Raw genomic sequence first — 18,458 nt, 5'->3', positions numbered from 1 at the left:
GGTGGGGGACGAATCTGGTCAGCGGCACGAGCAACAGCGCCGCGGCGATGCCGATGCCCCAGAATGTCCACTCCCAGGACACGATTCCGGCCAGGAAGGCACCCGCGGGCACCCCGAGCACCGAGGCGCCCATCATCGCGCCCACGATCACCCCGATCGCGGCGCCCCGGCGTTCGGCCGCCACCGCACCGGAGACGAAGGCGAGGATGGCCGGCACCAGGATCGCGGCGCCGAGTCCGGAGATCGCGCGGAACACGATGATCGCCGCGAAGCCGGAGGAGAATCCGGTCAGTACCGTACCGACGGCGAAGACGGTGAGTCCCGCGGTCATCAGTCGCTTGCGTCCCCAGCGGTCCGAGAGCGGACCGAAGATCGGCGCGGCGATCATGTAGGCCAGCGCGTAGGCGGTGACGAGCAGACCGCCGAGCCGGGGCGAGACGTGGACCGAGTGGGTGATCTGCGGCGCCAGCGGCGAGACGACCAGCGCGTCCAGGCCGACGAAACATCCGCAGATCGCCAGCACGGTGAGCCAGCGCCGCTCGGACACGGCGGAGGAACGAGGTTCGGTCACGCTCACCACTCCACTGGAAAGGTGTTGGGCCGCAGCGTGAGCAGGCCACTGGACCAGTCGATGTTCTCCGGGTCGACCGCCAGGTGCAGATTCGGCAGCCGCCGCGCGAGTGTCGCCAGCCCGATCTCGAGTTCCAGCCGTGCGAGCCCGGCGCCTGGGCAGAAGTGACTGCCGTGGCCGAAGGCGACGTGTTTGACGTCCTCGCGGGTGAGGTCGAGGCGGTCGGGATCGGCGACGTGGCGGGTGTCGCGACCGGCGGCGTGCATGATCGGGATGACGCCTTCGCCCTGGCGCACGACCACGTCACCGATTTCGAGTTCCTCGGTGGCGACCCGGATGAAACCGATTTCCGACGGCGGGGCGTAGCGCAGCAGTTCCTCCACGGCGTGCCGGACGACCTGGCGGTCGCCGACCTGATCGACCAGCAGTCGCCACTGGTCCGGGTGCCGCAACACCATGAACGCGGCGCGGCTGAGCGCACTGACCGTGGTGTCGTGCCCGGCGACGAGCAGATTGATCGTCAGCCAGACCAGTTCCTGTTCGGAGAGGCGGTCGCCGTCGTCGCGGGCGGTGATCAGATCCGAGAGCAGGTCCTCACCGAGCGCCTCTCGCCGCTGCGCGAGCAGGGAGACGACGTAGGCGGCGGATTCCTCACGGGCGGTGAGTCTTTCGTCGGCGGTGTGCGCGGTGATGCTGACCAGATGGTCGGTCCAGCGCTGGATGTCGGCGCGCCGTTCCCGCGAGGCGCCCAGCAGATCGGTGATCACCCAGATGGGCAGCAGGGCAGCGAAGTCGTGGTGCAGGTCGGCCGGGCGCGGCCCCGCCTCGAGCGCGTCGACCAGTTCGTCGGCGATCTCCTGGATGCGCGGGCGGATCTGCTCGGCGCGTTTGGGCGTGAACGCGGGCGAGATCAGCCGCCGCAGGCGCCGGTGGTCGGCACCGTCCTGACTGAGCAGATTGAAGGGGTTGTCGGCGAAGTCGGGACCGTTGATCACCCGCGGCGCGCCCGGTTCCCGCAGGGCGGCGCGCGACAGCCGGGAATCGGACATCGCGGCGACCACCTCGTCGTAACCGGTAACCGCCCACGCGGTGTCGCCGCTGGGTAACCGCACCTTGGTGACCGGGCACTGGGCGCGCAGTTCCGAGAATCGCTCCGGTGGTTCGCCGAGCGGTCCCAGCGGAAACGGATAGTAGTCGAGCGTCTCGTCGATGGAATTCGACATTGGGGATTCCCCCTCCTGGATCGGAAAATGCGACGACGAATGGGAAGCTGCCTCGAATGATGAATGAAGAGATTCAAGTTCGACACTTGGCGAACTTTCGAATACCAAGATAACAGCCGATCTTCGACGAGCACAAGAGATCGGCCCCGCCGGGAGACTCAGCCGGCGCGCGAGGCGATGGTCACCGTCGGCCGCAGGTACACGATCGCCTGCGCCCGGGTGCGCACGGACAGTTTGCGCAGGATGTTGGAGACGTGGAACTTCACCGTCTTGTAGCTGACGTGCAGCACCTGGGCGATCTCGCTGTTGGACAGCCCGTCGGCGACCAGGATCAGGATCTCGTGCTCGCGCTGGGTCAGGCTGTCGAGGGCGGTAACCGGTTTGTGCGCTACCGCGGGGAGGTAGGGAGCGGTGGCGTCGAGGACCAGGCGGGTGATTGACGGCGACAACATGGCCTGGCCGCGCACCACCGCATCCACCGCGCTGACCAGGTCGACCGCACTCGAGCGCCGCGAAACCAGCCCCCGCGCACCCGCCTGCAGATACCGCAGCAGCAGTTCGCTGTCGGTGCCCTCGGACACCACGACGACCCCGACCTCGCCGCCGGGGCGCACCGCGGTCAGGCGCTGTGTCAGGCCGGGTCCGTCCCAGCGCGGCGAGGGGCAGTGATCGAGCACCACCACATCCGCCTTGTCGGCGGCGACCATCTTCAGTGCCGCTTCGCTGTTGACCGCCGGTCCGACCCAGCCGACATCCGGCATTCCGCGCAGTACGGAGATCAGTCCGCTGCGCATGATCTGCTCGCCGCACACCACAAGAACCCGGGCACGACCCGAATCGCGCCCATGGGCGTCGCCGAATTCTCTGGCCGTATTCGGTAGTTCGGTCACGGTCATCGAGGCCCCCAAATTTTCATGGGCCATGAATACAGTTGCAGGCCCGGCAGGTGACGAGAGGTATCGGGATGCTCCTATCACAACTCGGGAACAAACCCGACAAATAACGCTAACACCTGGAGACCATTGCGGCAATGCGAGCTGGATTCACGCGGAGTGAAATTCGGGCGCAAACAATTCGCGAACCGGAAAAACCGGATTCGAACAGTAACCGGCGAAATACTTGACAAATCCGCAGCGGCGGGAAACCGCACGTAGAATCAATTGTTCGTCACTTGTGGAAGTACCCGACGGCACGCCACTCACTGCCGCGGCGCCAGGTCGCGCACGACCTGCAGAACCGCCTCCGGCCCGCCGGCGAACAACTCCGGCGTCGACTGGATCATCAGCACCGGAGTGTCGACCCCGGCCTCGACGTAGCGGTGAATCTGCTCCCGGCAGTGTTCCGGGCTGCCGTGCACCAGGACACCGTCCACCACGTCGTCGGAGATCGCCTCCCCCGCGCGCCGAAGATCGCCCGCCGCAACATGTTTGCGGACCTGCTCGACCTGATCGCCGCGCCCCAGCCACTCGTGGAAGGCGCCGTAGGTCGGCCGGGTGAACAGATGGGTCAGCATTCGCCGGCCCGACTCGCGCGCATAGTCGAGATCCTCGGTCGGGCAGACGAAAATGCGGGCGACCAGCTCCCCGCGGTCACGATCGGCCCCGAGGCCGCGAATCACCGTCGAAATATCCTCGGCGGTGAGGAAATTGGTGATGGCGCCGGCGCCCTCCCGGAATCCGAGCCGCAACATGCCGGTCCGCAGCGCGCCGACCATGAGCTGCGGCGGAATCTGCGCCGGTCGCCCGAGTTCGAAATCCTCGATGGTGAAGGTGTCGAATCGCCCCGCCACCCGGCCGTGTTCGTAGGCGTGGCGCAGGAACCGCAGCGTATCGCGCACGCGTCGATAGGGCTCGTCCATCGCGATCCCGTTCATCCCCGTGACCAGCTGCGCCCCGGAGGATCCGATACCCAGCACGACCCTGCCGGGGGCGAGTTCGGCCAGCGCGGCGCCGGTCTGGGCGATCACCGCGGGCCCGCGGGTGTACACCGGCACGACGGCGGTGCCCAGCCGCAGCGACGGCGAGCCCCAGGCCGCGGCGAGCACCAGCGGCGTGAAGGCATCCACCCCGGCGTACTCTCCGGTCCACGCGTCGGTGTAACCGAGATCGGCCAGCTCGCCCAGTATTTCGCGATGGCGTGGGAGTGGGACGAACGGCAAGGGCAGGGTGATCCCGTAGCGGGACATGACAACCAACTCCACTTCATCTGCGTCGACGACGGCTCGGGCGGGGGATTCACCGGCGCGAATTCACCACCGGCACAACATAGTTCGATAGTTGTACATCTATCGAACTAAAGCTACTATTCACGGTGTCGGCTGGCAAGAATCTCGCCGAAAATTCTCTTCTCCGCACTCCGGAAACAGGCAGGGGCCACATCATGAGTGAGATAAAGATCGAAATCGACGCGGCCGAGGCCGGATTGGACCCGGACCGGCTGCGGCGGTTCGACGACTACCTCGACGGCCTGGTGGAAGCGGGCCGGATGCCCGGCTGGGTCGGCATCATCGCCCGCGACGGCAAGATCGCCCATATCGGCACCGGCGGGCACCGCGACCGCGAGGCCGGCCTCGCGATGGAAGCCGACTCCTTGTTCCGCTCCTGGTCGCTGACCAAACCGTTCACCTCCGTCGCGGCGCTGGCACTGTACGAGGACGGGGCCTTCGGGCTCAATGATCCGGTCGCCGACTACATTCCGTCGCTGCGCGATGTGCGCGTGTACACCCGCGGCGGCGGCGCGAACCTGGAGTCGCGGCCCGCGCGCGAACCCATCCGGATCTGGCATCTGCTCACCCACACCGCCGGATTCACCTACGGCTTCCATCATTCCCATCCCGTGGACGAGCTCTACGTCCAACGCGGCTTCGAGTGGAGTGCGCCGCCCGGAATCGACCTGGCGACCGCCGTGGACACCTGGGCTTCGCTGCCGCTGCTGTTCGAACCGGGTACCGCGTGGAACTACGGCGTGAGCACCGACGTGCTCGGCCGGCTGATCGAGGTGGTCTCGGGCAAGTCGCTCGATACCGTGGTCGCCGAACGCATCACGCAGCCGCTCGGACTGCACGACACCAAATTCTGGATCGAGCCGGAGGAGACCCAGCGGCTGGCCGCGATCTACATGGCCGATCCGGCGACCGGTCTGGCGGTCCGCAACGACGCGATGGGCGGCGACCCGACCCAGCGCCCGACCTGGCTGTCCGGCAGTGCCGGCTTGCTCACCACCGCCGCGGACTTCCACACCTTCCTGCAGATGCTGCTGGCGGGCGGAACCTGGAACGGCGCCCGGGTGCTCTCGCCGGCCACGGTGCGGTACATGACCACCAATCAGCTGCCCGGCGGCGCCGACCTCGGAAGCTTCGGCCGGCCGGTGCTGCCCGCGCTGACCACGATGGCCGGCCTCGGATTCGGGTTCGGCTTCATGACCGTGCTCGACCCGGCCGCGAGCAAGGTGATCGCGAATCCCGGTGAGTTCTCCTGGTATTCGGCGACCAGCACCTACTTCTTCGTCGATCCGGTCACCCGGATCACGGCACTGGCCTTTCCACAGCTGTTCCCCTCCAAGGCGCTGCCGCTGTTCTCCCGGCTGCGCCAGCTGGTGCACGCCGCCGTCATCGAGTGATCGGCGTGGTGACACGAAGGGCGCCGGCCGTGGCCGGCGCCCTTCGCGCGTCAGCGGTCCAGCCATTCGCGCACCGCGCGCGCGGTCGAGGCCGCATGCTCCTCGAGGATGGTGAAATGGTCGCCCGGTACATCCACGACCGTATGCGGCAGCGTCCACGCCGACCGCCAGTCCAGATCCTCGAGCGCCGCGCCGGTGTGGTCGCGCAGCGGCTCGGACGCCCGCACCAGTAGCGTCGGCGCCGTGATCGGCTCCGGCCGCCAGTGCGCGAAAAGTGGTATATACCAACCCATCGCCGACAACCGCACACCGTCGGCCAGCCCGAATCCGGCCTGCCGATCCAGCACGCCACCGATCACCCGATGCTGGGCACGCCGCAACAGATCCGCATCCGGCAGGTAGGTGTCCAGCAGGACCACCCCGGCGACGCGAAGCCCGTCGCGTTCGAGCCGCGCGGCCACCGCGTGCGCCAGCCAGCCGCCGGACGACGTTCCGGTCAGCACCACCTCCGCCCGGGCGGCGATCGGCCGGACGATCTCCGTCTGCAGATCGATGACCGCCTCGATCGTCGCGGGCAGGCTGTCACCGCTGACGAAGCCGGGAGCGGGTAGCGCCGAAACCCTTCGCTGCCCACGGAATTCGTCGGCGAAACGGGTGTACACCTGCGCCCCGGTCATCGCCACCAGCGCGGAGAAGCAGATCATCCGAGGGCCGCCGTCGCCGTCGGCGAGAGTCACCGGATCCGGGTGCGGCACCGTCGCCGCGCTGTCGAACATCGGCCGCAGCCGCGCCGCATCGCGCAGCAGCGCCATACCCTCCGCGAATTTGCCCGATTCGAACGCCTGGTGGAACAGCATGCTGACCGGGTCGGCCGGGGCGACCGGCGGCTCGTCGGCGAGGGCGAGTTCGGATCCGAGCGCCTTGGCCAGCTCGCTGGCGGTGGCGTGGTCGAACAGGAAGGTCACCGCGATCGACAGTCCCGTCGCGGCATTGAGCCGATTGCGCAATTCGACCGTGGTCAGGGAGTCGAAACCCAGCTCGAGCAGATTGCGATCGTCGTCGTCGGCGCGCGGGGCGCCGTAACCGAGCACCGCGGCGATCTCGGCGCGAACCAGTTCGAGCAGAGCGCGGTCGGCCTCGTCCTCGGGCAGGGCGGCCAGGCGTTCGGCGAAACTTCGGCCCGGCGTGACGTCCGCGGGCTCGGCTGCCGGTTGTGCCTCAGGCAGCTCCGCCAGCAGCGGGAGCGGTCGCGCGGCGGTGAGTACCGGCGCCAAACGCGCCCAGTCGATATCGGCCACGAGCAGCCCGCTCTCCTCCGCGCGCAGCGCGCGTTCGAGATGGTCGAGTGCCGCGTCGGGGTCCATCGGCAGGACTCCCTGCCGCCGCCACCGCTGCGCCACGCCCGGCTCGGCGGCCATGCCGCCACCGTCCCATGCACCCCAGGCGATCGAGGTGGCGGGCAGGCCGAGTCCGCGCCGGTGTGCCGCGAGCGCGTCGAGATAGGCATTGGCCGCGCCGTAGACGCCCTGATCCGCACTCCCCCAGACGGCCGCGCCCGAGGAGAACAGGACGAAGGCGTCCAGCTCCCCGGTCAGTTCGTGGAGATACTGTGCGGCAACGGCTTTCGGCCCCATGACGTGTGCGATGTCGGCGGCCGTCACCTCGGTCACGGCCGTGCCGTCCACGACGCCCGCGGCATGAACGACCGTGCGGAGATCGGCGATGTCGCCGATCACCCGGCCCAGCGCCGCGCGGTCGGTGATGTCGCAGGCCACGATGGTGACCGCCGATCCGAATTCCGCGCGCAGTGCGGCCGCGTCCGGCGCGGCGGGACCGCTGCGGCTGAGCAGGACCACGTGGTCGGTGCCGGTTCGCAGCAGCCACCGGGCCACCCGGGCGCCGATCGCGCCGGTGCCTCCGGTGACCAGTGCCGACCCCCGGGAACGCCACGGAGCGCGGTCGGTCCGCGCGTGGGCGCGCACCAACCGCCGCGCGAACAGACCCGACCGGCGCACCGCCATCTGGTTCTCGGTCGCGGTGCTCAGGGCACTCTCGAGCGTGGCGAGGAGGTCCGCGTCCAGCGGTGTCGCGGGCAGGTCGATCAGCCCGCCCCAGCGGTCCGGACGCGCCAGCGCGAGGCTGTAGCCGAGACCCCACAGCACGCTCTGCGCCGGCTCGACGAGCGGCTCCCCCGCCACGCCGACCGCCCCGCGCGTGATCACATACAGCGGAACGGCTTCGGGGAGCTCACGCAGCAGTTCCAGGGTTTCGCCGATATCGCTGAGGAACGACAGCGCACCGCGCAACGGCCCGGAGTCACGGTCGTCGGTGACCTCGAGTCTCGATCGCGACAGTGCGTCCCGCACCTGGGCCGGCGCGCCGACGAGCAGCCAGCGTCCGGCCGGGCGCGCCGTGGCCGGCGGCAGCGCACGCCAGTCGATGCGGTAACGCCAGTCGTCGGCCGTGCGCGCGCGAGGCGGTTCGGCGGACAGCCAATAGCGTTGGCGCCGGAAGGTGTACGTCGGCGCATCGGCGTCCGGTGCGGCGCCGATGACGCGCGGCCAGTCGACCGGCAACCCGCGCACCCAGCCGTCGCCGGCCGCGGCAAGTAGCCGGTCCAGCCCGCCCTCTCCGCGCCGCAGTGATCCGACGACGACGCCGCCGGCGCCCACCGTCTCCTCCACCGCACCGACCAGGCCGGGGTGTGGGGAGGATTCGACGAAGAAGCGGAATCCGTCGGCCGCCAGCGCCGCCACCGCTCCGGTGAAGTCGACGGGTTCACGCAGATTCCGGAACCAGTAGGCCGCATCCAATTCGGCGCTGTCGAGCAGGCCACCACGCACCGACGAGTAGAACGCGACCGCCGAACCGCGCGGCCGCAACGATACGAGCCGCTCCACCAGTTCGTCGTGGACCGCCTCCACCGCGGGCGAATGGGAGGCGTAGTCTACATCCACCCAGCGCACCCGAACGCCCTCCGCCTCGAAATCGTCGGCGACCCGACGTAAGGGCTGCGAATCTCCCGACAGCACAACGACTTCGGGCCCGTTGACGGCGGCGACGACCACGCCGTCCACGAGCCGCGGGCGGATCCGCTCCGGCGCGGCCCACACCACGGCCATGTCGCCGGAGCCGCTCAGTTTCCGTGCGATCAGCCGCGACCGCGTCACGACGACGTGCACGGCGTCTGCGAGGGACAGACCGCCCGCGACGAACGCCGCCGCGACCTCACCCTGGGAATGGCCGGCCACCGCCTCCGCGCCGATCCCCCACGACGCCCACACCAGCGCCACCCCGACACTCATCGCGAACAGCGCGACCTGCACCACGTCGACGCGGTCGAGCGGTTCGGCTCCGGCCCGGTCGAGCAGCACGTCGCGGACGGACCAGCCGGCCGCCTCCCGCACCACCACGTCCAGGGTCGACACCCAGGCGCGGAAGACCGGCGACGATTCCCACAGCCCGGCTCCCATCCCCGCCCACTGGCCGCCCTGGCCGGGGAACAGCACGGCGACGCCCTCGACCGGCTCGAAGCGAAACCCGAACGCCGCCAGCAATTCCGGGAAGGTCAGCGCGGCATTGCCGAGCGGGACCGGATCGTGCTCGTGCGCGGCCGGTGTCGGCGCAGCCGCGACCACCCGCGTCGGTGCATCGGCGATCCGGTGCAGCGCTTCGGCGAAGTCCTCCGGGCTACGCCCGATCACCACGGCGCGTTCGGCCAGGGTGGCGCGGGTGGCGAGCGCGGCGGCGACCCCGCGCGGATCCGGCGCGTCCGGCCGCCGGGCGAAATCAGCCAGCGCGGCGGCGTGTTCGCGCAAACCGTCGGACGAGGCCGCCGACAGAATCCACGGCACCGGCCCGCCGCGCGCCGCAGGTGCGGAGTCCGCGACCACCGGCGCCTGTTCCAGCACCACGTGCGCGTTGGTTCCGCCGATGCCGAACGAGGACACCGCCGCGCGCCGCGGCCGGCCGGTCTCCGGCCAGGGCTCGTTGCCGGTCAGCAGTTCCACCTGCCCCGCGGCCCAATCGATCAGCGGTGACGGCCGGTCGGCGTGCAGGGTGCGCGGCAGCACGCCGTGCCGCAGCGCCTGCACCATCTTGATCACGCCGCCGACGCCCGCGGCCGCCTGACTGTGCCCGATATTGGATTTCAGCGAGCCCAGCCGCAGCGGATACCCGCCCGCCCGATCGCTGCCGTAGGTCGCCAGCAGCGCATGGGCCTCGATCGGATCACCGAGCGCGGTTCCGGTGCCGTGTCCCTCCACCACGTCGATATCCGCGGTGGTCAGCCCGGCATCGGCCAGGGCCCGGCGGATCACTCGCTCCTGAGAGGGCCCGTTCGGCGCGGTCAACCCGTTGGACGCCCCGTCGGAGTTGACCGCACTGCCGCGCAGCACGGCCAGCACGCGGTGGCTGTGGCGCCGAGCATCCGACAAACGTTCCAGCAGCAGGACTCCCACGCCTTCGGCCCAACCGGTGCCGTCGGCGCCCGCACCGAAAGCACGGCAGCGGCCGTCCGGTGAGAGTCCGCGCTGCTGGGAGAATTCGACGAAGATGCCCGGTGTGGACATGACCGTCGCACCGCCGGCCACCGCGAGCGAGCATTCGCCACGACGCAGGGCGGCCGCCGCGAGATGCAGGGCGACCAGCGAACTCGAGCACGCGGTGTCCACCGTCAGCGTCGGCCCGGTGAAGCCGTGGACGTAGGAGATCCGGCCCGAGGCCACGCCTCCGGTGGTGCCGGTCAGGACGTATCCGGCCGCCCGTTCGCCGGCCTCGCTCATGCGCGGCCCGTAGTCGGGCGCCATCGCGCCGACGAACACGCCGGTATCGCTGCCGCGCAGCGCGTGCACATTCAGCCCGGCGCGTTCGAACAGCTCCCACGAGGTCTCGAGCAGCAGGCGCTGCTGCGGGTCCATCGCGGCCGCCTCGCGCGGTGAGATTCCGAACAGCTCGGCATCGAATTGCGGTGCGTCGTAGAGGAATCCGCCCGCACGCGCCGACGATTTGCCGGCCCGGCCCGGCTCGTCGTCGAACAGCCCGGCCAGATCCCAGCCCCGATCGGCCGGGAACGGGCCGATCGCATCCCGCCCGGAGACCACCAGGTCCCAGAGCTTCTCGGGGGTGTCCGCGCCGCCGGGATAACGGCAGGCCATCGACACGATCGCGATCGCCTCCGGATCGTCCGGCACGTCACTGCCGTTGTCCTGGACGCCGTCGCCGGCATGAGGGGACGAAAGCTCCTGGGCGGGAGAGCTGTTCAGAAGATTCGCGAGATGGTCGGCGAGCCGGTCGGGACTGGGGTGGTCGAACAGGACCGACGCGGGCAGCGGCAAACCGGTCGCGAGCGACAGCCGGTTTCGCAGTTCGATCGCCATCACCGAATCGAATCCACTGCCGGTGAAACTCACCGCGGTGTCGGAGATGTCCGCGGCACCGACCGCCGCCGCATCGGCACGAATGAGGCCGAGCAGTTCCCGGCGGCGACGGGCCGGCGGCAGCGCATTCCACCGCGTGGCGGGGGCCGGGCGGCCGGACTCCGCGGCGGTCGCCACACCGGGCCAGAAGGTAGTGCGGCGGAACGAGTATCCCGGTGCGCGCCGCCGCGGCCCCGGTCCGACGACCGAGGTCCAGTCGACGTCGACGCCGGCCACCCACGCCTGGGCCAGCGACTCCAGCAGGCGGTTCGTCTCACCGTCGTCGCGGCGCAGCGAACTCAGCACCACCGCTTGCGGGCCCGCCGAATCCTCCACCGCCCCGGCCAGACTCGGATGCGGTGAGCATTCGACGAAGGTCCGGAATCCACCGGCGACCAGGGCGTCGACAGCGCCGGCGAAATTCACCGGCTCCCGCAGATTGCGGAACCAGTATTCGGCGTCCAATCCGGCCGCGTCCAGGTGCGCACCGGTGACCGAGGAATAGAACGGCACCTGCGCGCGGCGGGGCCGCACCGCGGCCAGCTCGGCCACCAGCTCCGCGTGCACGGGCTCGACCTGGGGCGAGTGCGACGCATAGTCGACGTCCACCCAGCGCACCCGCACGCCGTCGTCGTCGTAACGAGACACCAACGCCGCCAACGCCTCCGGCTCACCGGTCAGCACCGTCGTGGCCGGGCCGTTGATCGCGGCCACCGACACCGGGTCGACCAGACGGGCCCGCACCGAATCCGCGGGCGCCCACACCACGGCCATGCGTCCGGCCCCGCTCAGCCGCCGCGCGACCAGCGCCGAGCGGCCGGCGACCACGCGCACGGCGTCGCCGAGGGTCAGCGCGCCCGCCACGAAGGCCGCCGCCACCTCGCCCTGGGAATGGCCCACCACCGCGTCCGGTGCGATCCCCCAGGACGCCCATACCAGCGCGATCCCGACCATCGTCACGAACAGGGCGGGCTGTACCACGTCGACCCGGTTCAGCGACGGTGCGCCGTCCACGTCGAGCAGCACCTCCCGCACCGACCATCCGGCCTCGGCCGCGATCACCTCGTCCGCCACGCTCACCCAGGCGCGGAACACCGCGGAGGTCTCCCACAGGCGCGCTCCCATACCGGCCCATTGACCGCCCTGCCCCGGGAAGACGAAGGCGACGGATTCGGCCGCGGCCGTGGGGAAGGCCCACAGCTCCGTCAGCTCCCGGAAGGTCACCGAAGGCCCTGCCGGAACAGGAAGGTCGCGATCGTCGGACCATGCGTCCCGCGCGAGGACCACCCGGGTTTCGCTCTGCGAAATCTGTTGCAGCCCAGACGAAAGCTCGTCGGCGCCCTGCGCGAAGACGACCGCGCGTTCGGCCAGGCCGGAGCGGGCGGCGAGCGTACGCGCGATATCCCGCAGCGCGGCATCCGAATCGGGTATGCCCGCCCGCAGATCCGCGGCCAGCGCCCGCACGCCCGCGTCCGAGACGGCCGAGAAGACCCAGGGCACCGGCCCCGCGGCGACAGCCGGACCGGAGGGCGTGCCGCCGCCCGCCGATCGATCCGCCTCGGCCTGCTCCGGGGCCGCGACGACCACGTGGCAATTCGTGCCGCCCATACCGAAGGCCGAAACCCCCGCCACGCGTTCGCCTTCCGGCCACGCGCGTCGGTCGGTCACCACCTCGAGTCGCCAATCCTTCCATCGCACAGCGGGATTCGGGGTCAGAAAGTTCAGACTCGGCGGTAGTTCACCGTGATGTACGGCCAGCACCACCTTCAGCAGGCCGGCGATTCCGGCCGCACCTTCGAGATGCCCGATGTTGGTCTTCGCCGATCCGACCAGCAGCGGGGTGCGGCGCGGCGCACCCAGTTCGGCGCCCAGCGCCTCGGCCTCCACCGGATCACCCACTCGCGTCCCGGTTCCGTGCAGTTCCACGTAGGCCACCGCGCCCGGGTCGACTCCGGACGCACGGTACGCCTCGCGCAGTACGGCACGCTGCCCGTCGACCGTAGGTGTGGTGAGATCCTTTCCCGCGCCGTCGTTTCCGAGCGCACTGCCACGCAGCACCGCGTAGATCCGATCCCCGTCGGCGAGCGCCTGGGGCACCGTCTTGAGGACCACGAGGCCGCCGCCCTCGCCGCGGACGAAACCGTTGGCCCGCGCGTCGAAGGTGTAGCAGCGACCGTCCGGCGACAGCCCGCCGAACCGCGACATCCGCAACGCACTGTCCTCGACCAGATTCAGCTGCACCCCGCCCGCCAGCGCGGTGGTCGATTCGCCACGACGCAGGCTCTCCATCGCCAGATGAACCGCGACCAGCGACGAGGACTGTCCGGTGTCGACGGTCAGGCTGGGACCGCGCAGACCGAGCAGGTAGGAGATCCGATTCGCGATCACGCCGCGACTGGCGCCCGCACCGGTGTGGTGTGCGATCGCCGCATCACCGCGGCGTTGCTGCACGATGCGGTAGTCGTCGGCCATCGCGCCCACGAATACTCCGGTGCGACCGGGCCGGCGGCCGAGGACGTCCTCGAATGCCTGCCAGGCCAATTCCAGCATCAACCGCTGCTGCGGGTCCGTCTCGATCGCCTCGCGCGCGGAGATGCCGAAGAACGCGGCATCGAAATCCGTGACGGTGTCGAGGAATCCACCTCGCCGCAGCGATTCGTCGGCGGAGCGCCACCGCTCGGGCGGGGTGTCGGTGATCGCGTCGGTGCCGCTGCGCAGCAACTGCCAGAAGGCCTGGGGGTCGGGCGCCTGCGGTAGGCGGCACGACAGTCCGACCACGGCGATGGCGGTCCGGGACGGGGGTAGGGGAACCATGCTCATTCGGCCACTTCCGTTGCTGTGCGAACGACCGCGAGGTCTGTGCGAGCGTCGGCCGGCATCGTCGCCAGGGCCGCGGGTGAGGCCCGGGAGTCCGGCGACTGGACAGCGCCGGTCTGTGCACCCTCGGGCGGCTCGGCTCAGTCTGTCCGAGCAGGGATGTCCACGTCTTCGGCCGCAGGCACGGATCGCCGGCCGCGGAACCGGTCCGGGGTCCGGCCCGGCCTCCGGGGCCGCGGACCGGGGCGCCACCTCGTTCGACTATCATCGAAATAGCAGAGGTGAGCGGAAGGCGGTCGTGGTGGCTCGAGTCGTTAATCAGCCGGCGCGCGAGGACATCGAATTGACCGCGGTCTTCCATGCGCTCAGCGATCCGGCACGGTTGCGCATCGTCTGCGATCTGGCCGACCGCACCGACGAGATGTCGTGCAGCGAGTTGACGGTCGAGATGTCGAAATCGACCCTGTCCCACCACCTGAAGGTGCTGCGTGAGGCGGGCCTCACGGTAACCCGCGTCGACGGTACGCGGCGGATGGTCTCGCTGCGCGCGGACGATCTGGACGCCCGGTTCCCGGGTCTGCTGCGGACCGTCGTCGCGGTCGCCCCGCGCCCTGTTCGCGCCTAGAGGGCGAAAACCGTTCCGCGGCAGCGGAAGACAACCCGTCCGGAGACGCCGGATCTGCCGTCGTCGTCCCGGCGCGCGTTCTCGTAACCGTTGACGCTCCTACGGGCCTGTGTCACCATGTGAATCACATTTCGATTGTTTTCGAAGTCTCTTACAAACCCCCGAAGTAGGTGTACACACATGGTTTCACCGACCCCACCCGTCACCGAGGATCCGGATCGCGCCACGCGCCGGCTGCTGATCGTCGGTTCCGTCTGCGCGGCGCTCGTCGGCCTCGACGCACTCGTGGTCGCGCCCCTCGCCCCCACCATCACCCGCTCCACCGGCGCGTCGATCGACTCCGCCGGACTGCTGGTGACCACCTACGCCCTGGTCTACGCGGTGACCGGTCCCCTGTTCGGCCCGGTCTCCGACCGCTGGGGCCGGCGCAACGTGATCCTCACCGGCCTGGTCGCCTTCAGCCTGGGCACAGCCCTGACCGGTGTGTTCTCCAATTTCGCTGTGCTGCTGGTCTTTCGCGGTGTCGCGGGGCTCGGCGCCGCCATGATGGTGCCGAGCATCTTCGCCGCCGTCGCCGACGTCGTCGCGCCGGAACGCCGCGGCCGCGCGATCGGCATCATCATGGGCGCGCTCACCGGCTCCTCGCTGATCGGCGTCCCGCTGGGGTCCTTCGCCGCCGACGCCCTGAGCTGGCGGGTCACGTTCTGGGTGATCGCCGCCCTGGCGGTGGTCGCACTGGTGGCCGTCCCGCTGTCGCTGCCGCCGCTGCCGCCGGCGGCCGCCGACGCCGACGTGAGTCCGCTGCGCGCCTATGTGGGCAAGTTCCGGGCCGCGTTCAGCAATCCGACGGTCATCTTCGTGCTGCTGTCGACATTCTTCTGGACCGCGGGCAACCAGGGCATGTGGGCGAATATCGGGGTCTACCTCCATACCGCCTTCGATCTGTCCACGACCGCGATCGGGCTGGTACTGCTGGTCATCAGCGCGGTCGGGGTGCTGGGCAACTTCCTCGGCGGGCGGCTCACCGACCGATACGGCAAGCGTGCGGTGATCGCCGCGGCCGGTGTATCGGTCGCGGTCGCGCTGGTCGCGTTCTCGAGTCTCAGCGGCGCCCTCGCTCCGCCGGTCGTCATCGCCGCGCTGTGGGTGCTGGCGTTCAATATCGGAGCGTCCTCGATCACCACGCTGGTGAGCGAACTCAGTCCCAGCGCCCGCGGAACCGCACTGGGCTTGAATTCCTCCGCGCTGTACGCCGGTTCGACGATCGGCACCTCGGCATCGGTCGCGGTGTTGTCGGGCACGCACAGCTTCGTCTGGCTCGGCGTCGTCTGCGCCATCTCGTGCCTGCTGGTCTTCCCGATCGTGGTGTTGCTCGTGCGTGAGCGCGCGGTGGCCGAGGCGGTGGCGGCGTAATGGTGACCAGGCTGAATCTCACGACCGACGAACTGCTCACCACCACCCGGGCGGTACGCAAACGACTCGACCTGACCCGGCCGGTCGAACGCGAGGTGCTCGAGGAGTGCCTGCACCTGGCCACCCAGGCACCCACCGGGCGCAATCGGCAACGCTGGGCGTTCGTCGTGGTCACCGACCCGGAAAAGCGTGCGGCACTGGCGAATCTGTACCGCAAGGGACTGATGGCGCCGACCGAGGTGGTCCCCGAGGACGGCATCGACTGGCGCGACGACCCTGCCCAGATCCAGCGCGGCCACGACAGCGGGCATCATCTGTTCCGGTATCTGCACCAGGTGCCGGTTCTGCTGGTGCCGTGCGTGCACATCGTGCGGCGCACCCGTCCCGGGGCCGTCGACCAGGCCAACAGTTTCGGCTCGATCCTGCCGGCCACCTGGAGTTTCATGCTGGCCGCCCGGGAACGCGGCCTGGGCACCGTGTGGACCACGCCGCATCTGCAGTACGAGCGGGAGGCGGCCGAATTGCTGGGCATTCCGTACGAATCGGTGCTGCAGACCGCGCTGATTCCGGTGGCGTACACCATCGGCACATCGTTCCGCCCGGCGGCGCGCACCGATCTGGACAACATCGCACACTGGGACACCTGGTGAGCGCGGCCGTGCCGTCCGCGACGCCGGTAGACTCGCACAGTGCGCGCGCTCGAACATCCCTCCGTCGACTCGGTCGCCCTGCCCACTCTGCTGCAGGCCCTCGCCGATCCGGTGCGCCTGGACATCGTCTGCAAATTGATGCAGCGCGAGGCGATCACCTGCGGCGGATTCGATGTCCCGGTGAGCATGTCCACCCTGTCGCATCATCTGAAGGTGCTGCGGATGGCGGGTCTGCTGCGCGTCATCCAGGAGGGCAGCTACCGCCGCAACGAACTGCGCTACGACGAGGTCGAGACTCGCTTCCCGGGAGTGCTGAGCTCGATTCTGCGCAATGTGCACGAGAGCATCACGGCTTCCTGAACGTCCGCACCAGCGGTCCGGTCGTGCTGGTGACACCGGTCGCGGTGGCACATCCGGCCAGATCGGGCGTCAGGTAGACCCCGGCGCCGTCCACCTGATCACCGAGGAATTCGCCGTCGACGACCGTGCCGGACACGACGATCACCGTCTGCCCGGCCGGTCGGTCGGCGAAGACCGTACGGAAGCGAAACGTGCTGTGGCCTCCGTTGTTCCAATCGATGCGGGAGGTGCCGACTCCGGCCGCCGGGCCACAGCCGATCTCCGCCCGGCCGCCGGCGTGGGTGGTGCCGCCCGTGATCGACGGATCGCTCGAGGCACACGACAGGGTCGCGTCGGTGACGATGGTCGTCGGCCGCGCGGTGGAGGTGAGACCGGGCGTGTAGGTGACGGTACTGGTTCCGGCGCAGCTGATTTCCAGGTCGCCGGCGCGCGCGGACGGTGCGGTGCACAGGGGCACCACCACCGTCCACCCGAGGACCACCGCAGAGACGATCAGCGCCCTCATCGCTCCACCCCGTCCGCCGCAGGCGAATCCCGCAAAGCCGCAGGCGAATCCCGCACAGCCGCAGGCGGGTCGAGCACCGCCGCGGGTGAGTCCGGCACACCCGCGGGCGAATCGAGCACCGCGACGGACGAATCGATCACCGCCGGAGGCGAATCGATCACACCACCACCGGCACCGGATGCGTCCGCCGACCTTCCGGTGTCCGCCGCCACCCCGGCGAGCGAGGCCAGTGTCGCGGTCGGCACGGTCGGCAACGACGACTCCCGCCGGCGCGGACGACTCCACCGCCGCACGATCGGCGATTCCACCGCCGAGTACAGGCCCCAGGCGAGCACGACATCGACCACCAGCAGCCCCAGCACGACCGCGAGCGCGACCGGGGTGGACCAGGCCGCCTGGATACCGAACAGCCGGACCCGATAGTGCAGTACCAATTCGTGAATCATGTAGAACGCGAACGAGATATCGCCCAGCCACACCACGAAACGCGCGCGCCACGGCGACGGGGTGCCTCGCACATCGGCCCGTGCGCCCGCCAGGATCAGCAGCGCGATCGGCACGATGGTCACCGCGTCGAGCGCGAACAGGTACGGCGCGTACAGCAGACCCACATATCCCAGCACTGCCAGCCCGGTCGCCGGAGCGAGGGACAGCGGCGCGCGCCGGCCCGACAGCAGCAGCTTCGCGAGCAGGATGCCGAGCAGGAAGTCCAGGGTGCGCACGGGCGGGAACAGGTAGACGAACCAGAACTGGTAGACCGGTACGTCCGGCGCGAACGGCACCCGAGGCCGGTCGGGCAGCAATCGCGCGATCAGCGGGAGCACGACGATGACGGCGACCACCGCGATCGTCGCCGCCCAGAGCCGTTCGGCCCGGATCCGGTTCACCGCGGCCAGCAGCCAGGGAAACAGCAGATAGAAGAACGCCTCGCAGCACAGCGACCACGCGACGGTGTTCATACTGGCGAAGTTCTGCACGATCGGCAGCCAGGTGTGCACGAGCAGCAGATTGGGAATCGCCACCCCCGCGGTGACCGTCTTTCCCGTCCACAGCAGCAGCGCGAACGCGATCGCCCAGGTGAGCACGTGGTTGGGGTAGATCTTCACCGCGCGGCGGCGCCAGAAGCCCACCGTGGTGTCGCCGGGACGCGCCGACCACGCCAGCACGAAACCGCTGAGCACGAAGAAGAAGCCGACACCGGCCCACCCGGCCCGTTTCACCAGGAACGAGGCGGTGTCGGCGGCGCCGGCATCGGCGAA

Annotated in this window: 12 protein-coding genes; 5 read left to right on the top strand and 7 right to left on the bottom strand. The window is 69.8% G+C overall.

Annotation, left to right across the window (positions count from 1 at the left end):
* The 4 genes from RJ03_RS28705 to RJ03_RS28690 all read right to left on the bottom strand — a co-directional run.
* On the bottom strand, positions 1–571 hold a 571-nt coding region (locus tag RJ03_RS28705), incomplete at its 3' end, for an MFS transporter (protein WP_167332024.1).
* A gap of 2 nt (positions 572–573) precedes the next feature.
* Positions 574–1,794: a cytochrome P450 gene (locus RJ03_RS28700; RefSeq protein WP_036508319.1), complete on the bottom strand. Its 1,221-nt coding sequence runs from the start codon at positions 1,792–1,794 to the stop codon at positions 574–576.
* A 158-nt stretch (positions 1,795–1,952) separates the two neighbouring features.
* Positions 1,953–2,690 (bottom strand): response regulator transcription factor, encoded by a 738-nt coding sequence (locus RJ03_RS28695; protein WP_063000206.1) that lies wholly within the window; start codon positions 2,688–2,690, stop codon positions 1,953–1,955.
* 302 nt (positions 2,691–2,992) lie between these two features.
* Positions 2,993–3,979, bottom strand: a complete 987-nt coding sequence (locus tag RJ03_RS28690) for an LLM class F420-dependent oxidoreductase (protein WP_036508316.1) — start codon at positions 3,977–3,979, stop codon at positions 2,993–2,995.
* 194 nt (positions 3,980–4,173) lie between these two features.
* On the opposite strand from RJ03_RS28690, the gene RJ03_RS28685 reads away from it, so the two are divergent.
* Positions 4,174–5,412, top strand: a complete 1,239-nt coding sequence (locus RJ03_RS28685) for a serine hydrolase domain-containing protein (protein ID WP_036508313.1) — start codon at positions 4,174–4,176, stop codon at positions 5,410–5,412.
* A 50-nt stretch (positions 5,413–5,462) separates the two neighbouring features.
* Here the strand turns inward: RJ03_RS28685 and RJ03_RS38870 are convergent, their stop codons facing one another.
* Entirely contained in the window at positions 5,463–13,649 is an 8,187-nt protein-coding gene (locus tag RJ03_RS38870; RefSeq protein WP_051025362.1) for an SDR family NAD(P)-dependent oxidoreductase, read from the bottom strand.
* Positions 13,650–13,947: 298 nt separating this feature from the next.
* Here RJ03_RS38870 and RJ03_RS38545 point away from each other — a divergent pair, with 298 nt between their 5' ends.
* The 4 genes from RJ03_RS38545 (at position 13,948) to RJ03_RS28660 (ending at position 16,694) form a co-directional block, all read left to right on the top strand.
* The gene (locus RJ03_RS38545) at positions 13,948–14,271 is read left to right on the top strand and encodes an ArsR/SmtB family transcription factor (RefSeq protein ID WP_232329432.1); all 324 of its coding nucleotides are present in this window, start codon (positions 13,948–13,950) and stop codon (positions 14,269–14,271) included.
* A 180-nt stretch (positions 14,272–14,451) separates the two neighbouring features.
* Positions 14,452–15,684, top strand: a complete 1,233-nt coding sequence (locus RJ03_RS28670) for an MFS transporter (RefSeq protein WP_051025361.1) — start codon at positions 14,452–14,454, stop codon at positions 15,682–15,684.
* On the top strand, positions 15,684–16,334 hold the full coding sequence (locus RJ03_RS28665; RefSeq protein WP_036508307.1) for a nitroreductase family protein: 651 nt from the start codon (positions 15,684–15,686) through the stop codon (positions 16,332–16,334). Before RJ03_RS28670 ends, RJ03_RS28665 begins: the two co-directional genes overlap by 1 nt.
* A gap of 39 nt (positions 16,335–16,373) precedes the next feature.
* Complete coding sequence (locus RJ03_RS28660) at positions 16,374–16,694, top strand: ArsR/SmtB family transcription factor (RefSeq protein ID WP_036508304.1); 321 nt, start codon at positions 16,374–16,376, stop codon at positions 16,692–16,694.
* On the opposite strand, the gene RJ03_RS28655 is transcribed toward RJ03_RS28660, so the two are convergent.
* Both RJ03_RS28655 and RJ03_RS28650 read right to left on the bottom strand, forming a co-directional pair.
* Positions 16,681–17,199, bottom strand: coding sequence for a hypothetical protein (locus tag RJ03_RS28655; RefSeq protein ID WP_036508301.1), 519 nt, complete (start codon positions 17,197–17,199; stop codon positions 16,681–16,683). The genes RJ03_RS28660 and RJ03_RS28655 overlap by 14 nt on opposite strands.
* Positions 17,196–18,458, bottom strand: a 1,263-nt coding sequence (locus RJ03_RS28650) for an acyltransferase family protein (RefSeq protein ID WP_051025360.1), incomplete at its 5' end; no start/stop codon positions are given. The genes RJ03_RS28655 and RJ03_RS28650, both read right to left, overlap by 4 nt.

The sequence above is a fragment of the Nocardia aobensis NBRC 100429 genome (assembly GCF_000308375.1).
GTDB classification, from domain to species: Bacteria; Actinomycetota; Actinomycetes; order Mycobacteriales; family Mycobacteriaceae; genus Nocardia; species Nocardia aobensis.
The sequence above is the reverse complement of the archived record's forward strand: the minus strand, read 5'-3'. Positions and strand labels throughout refer to the sequence as shown.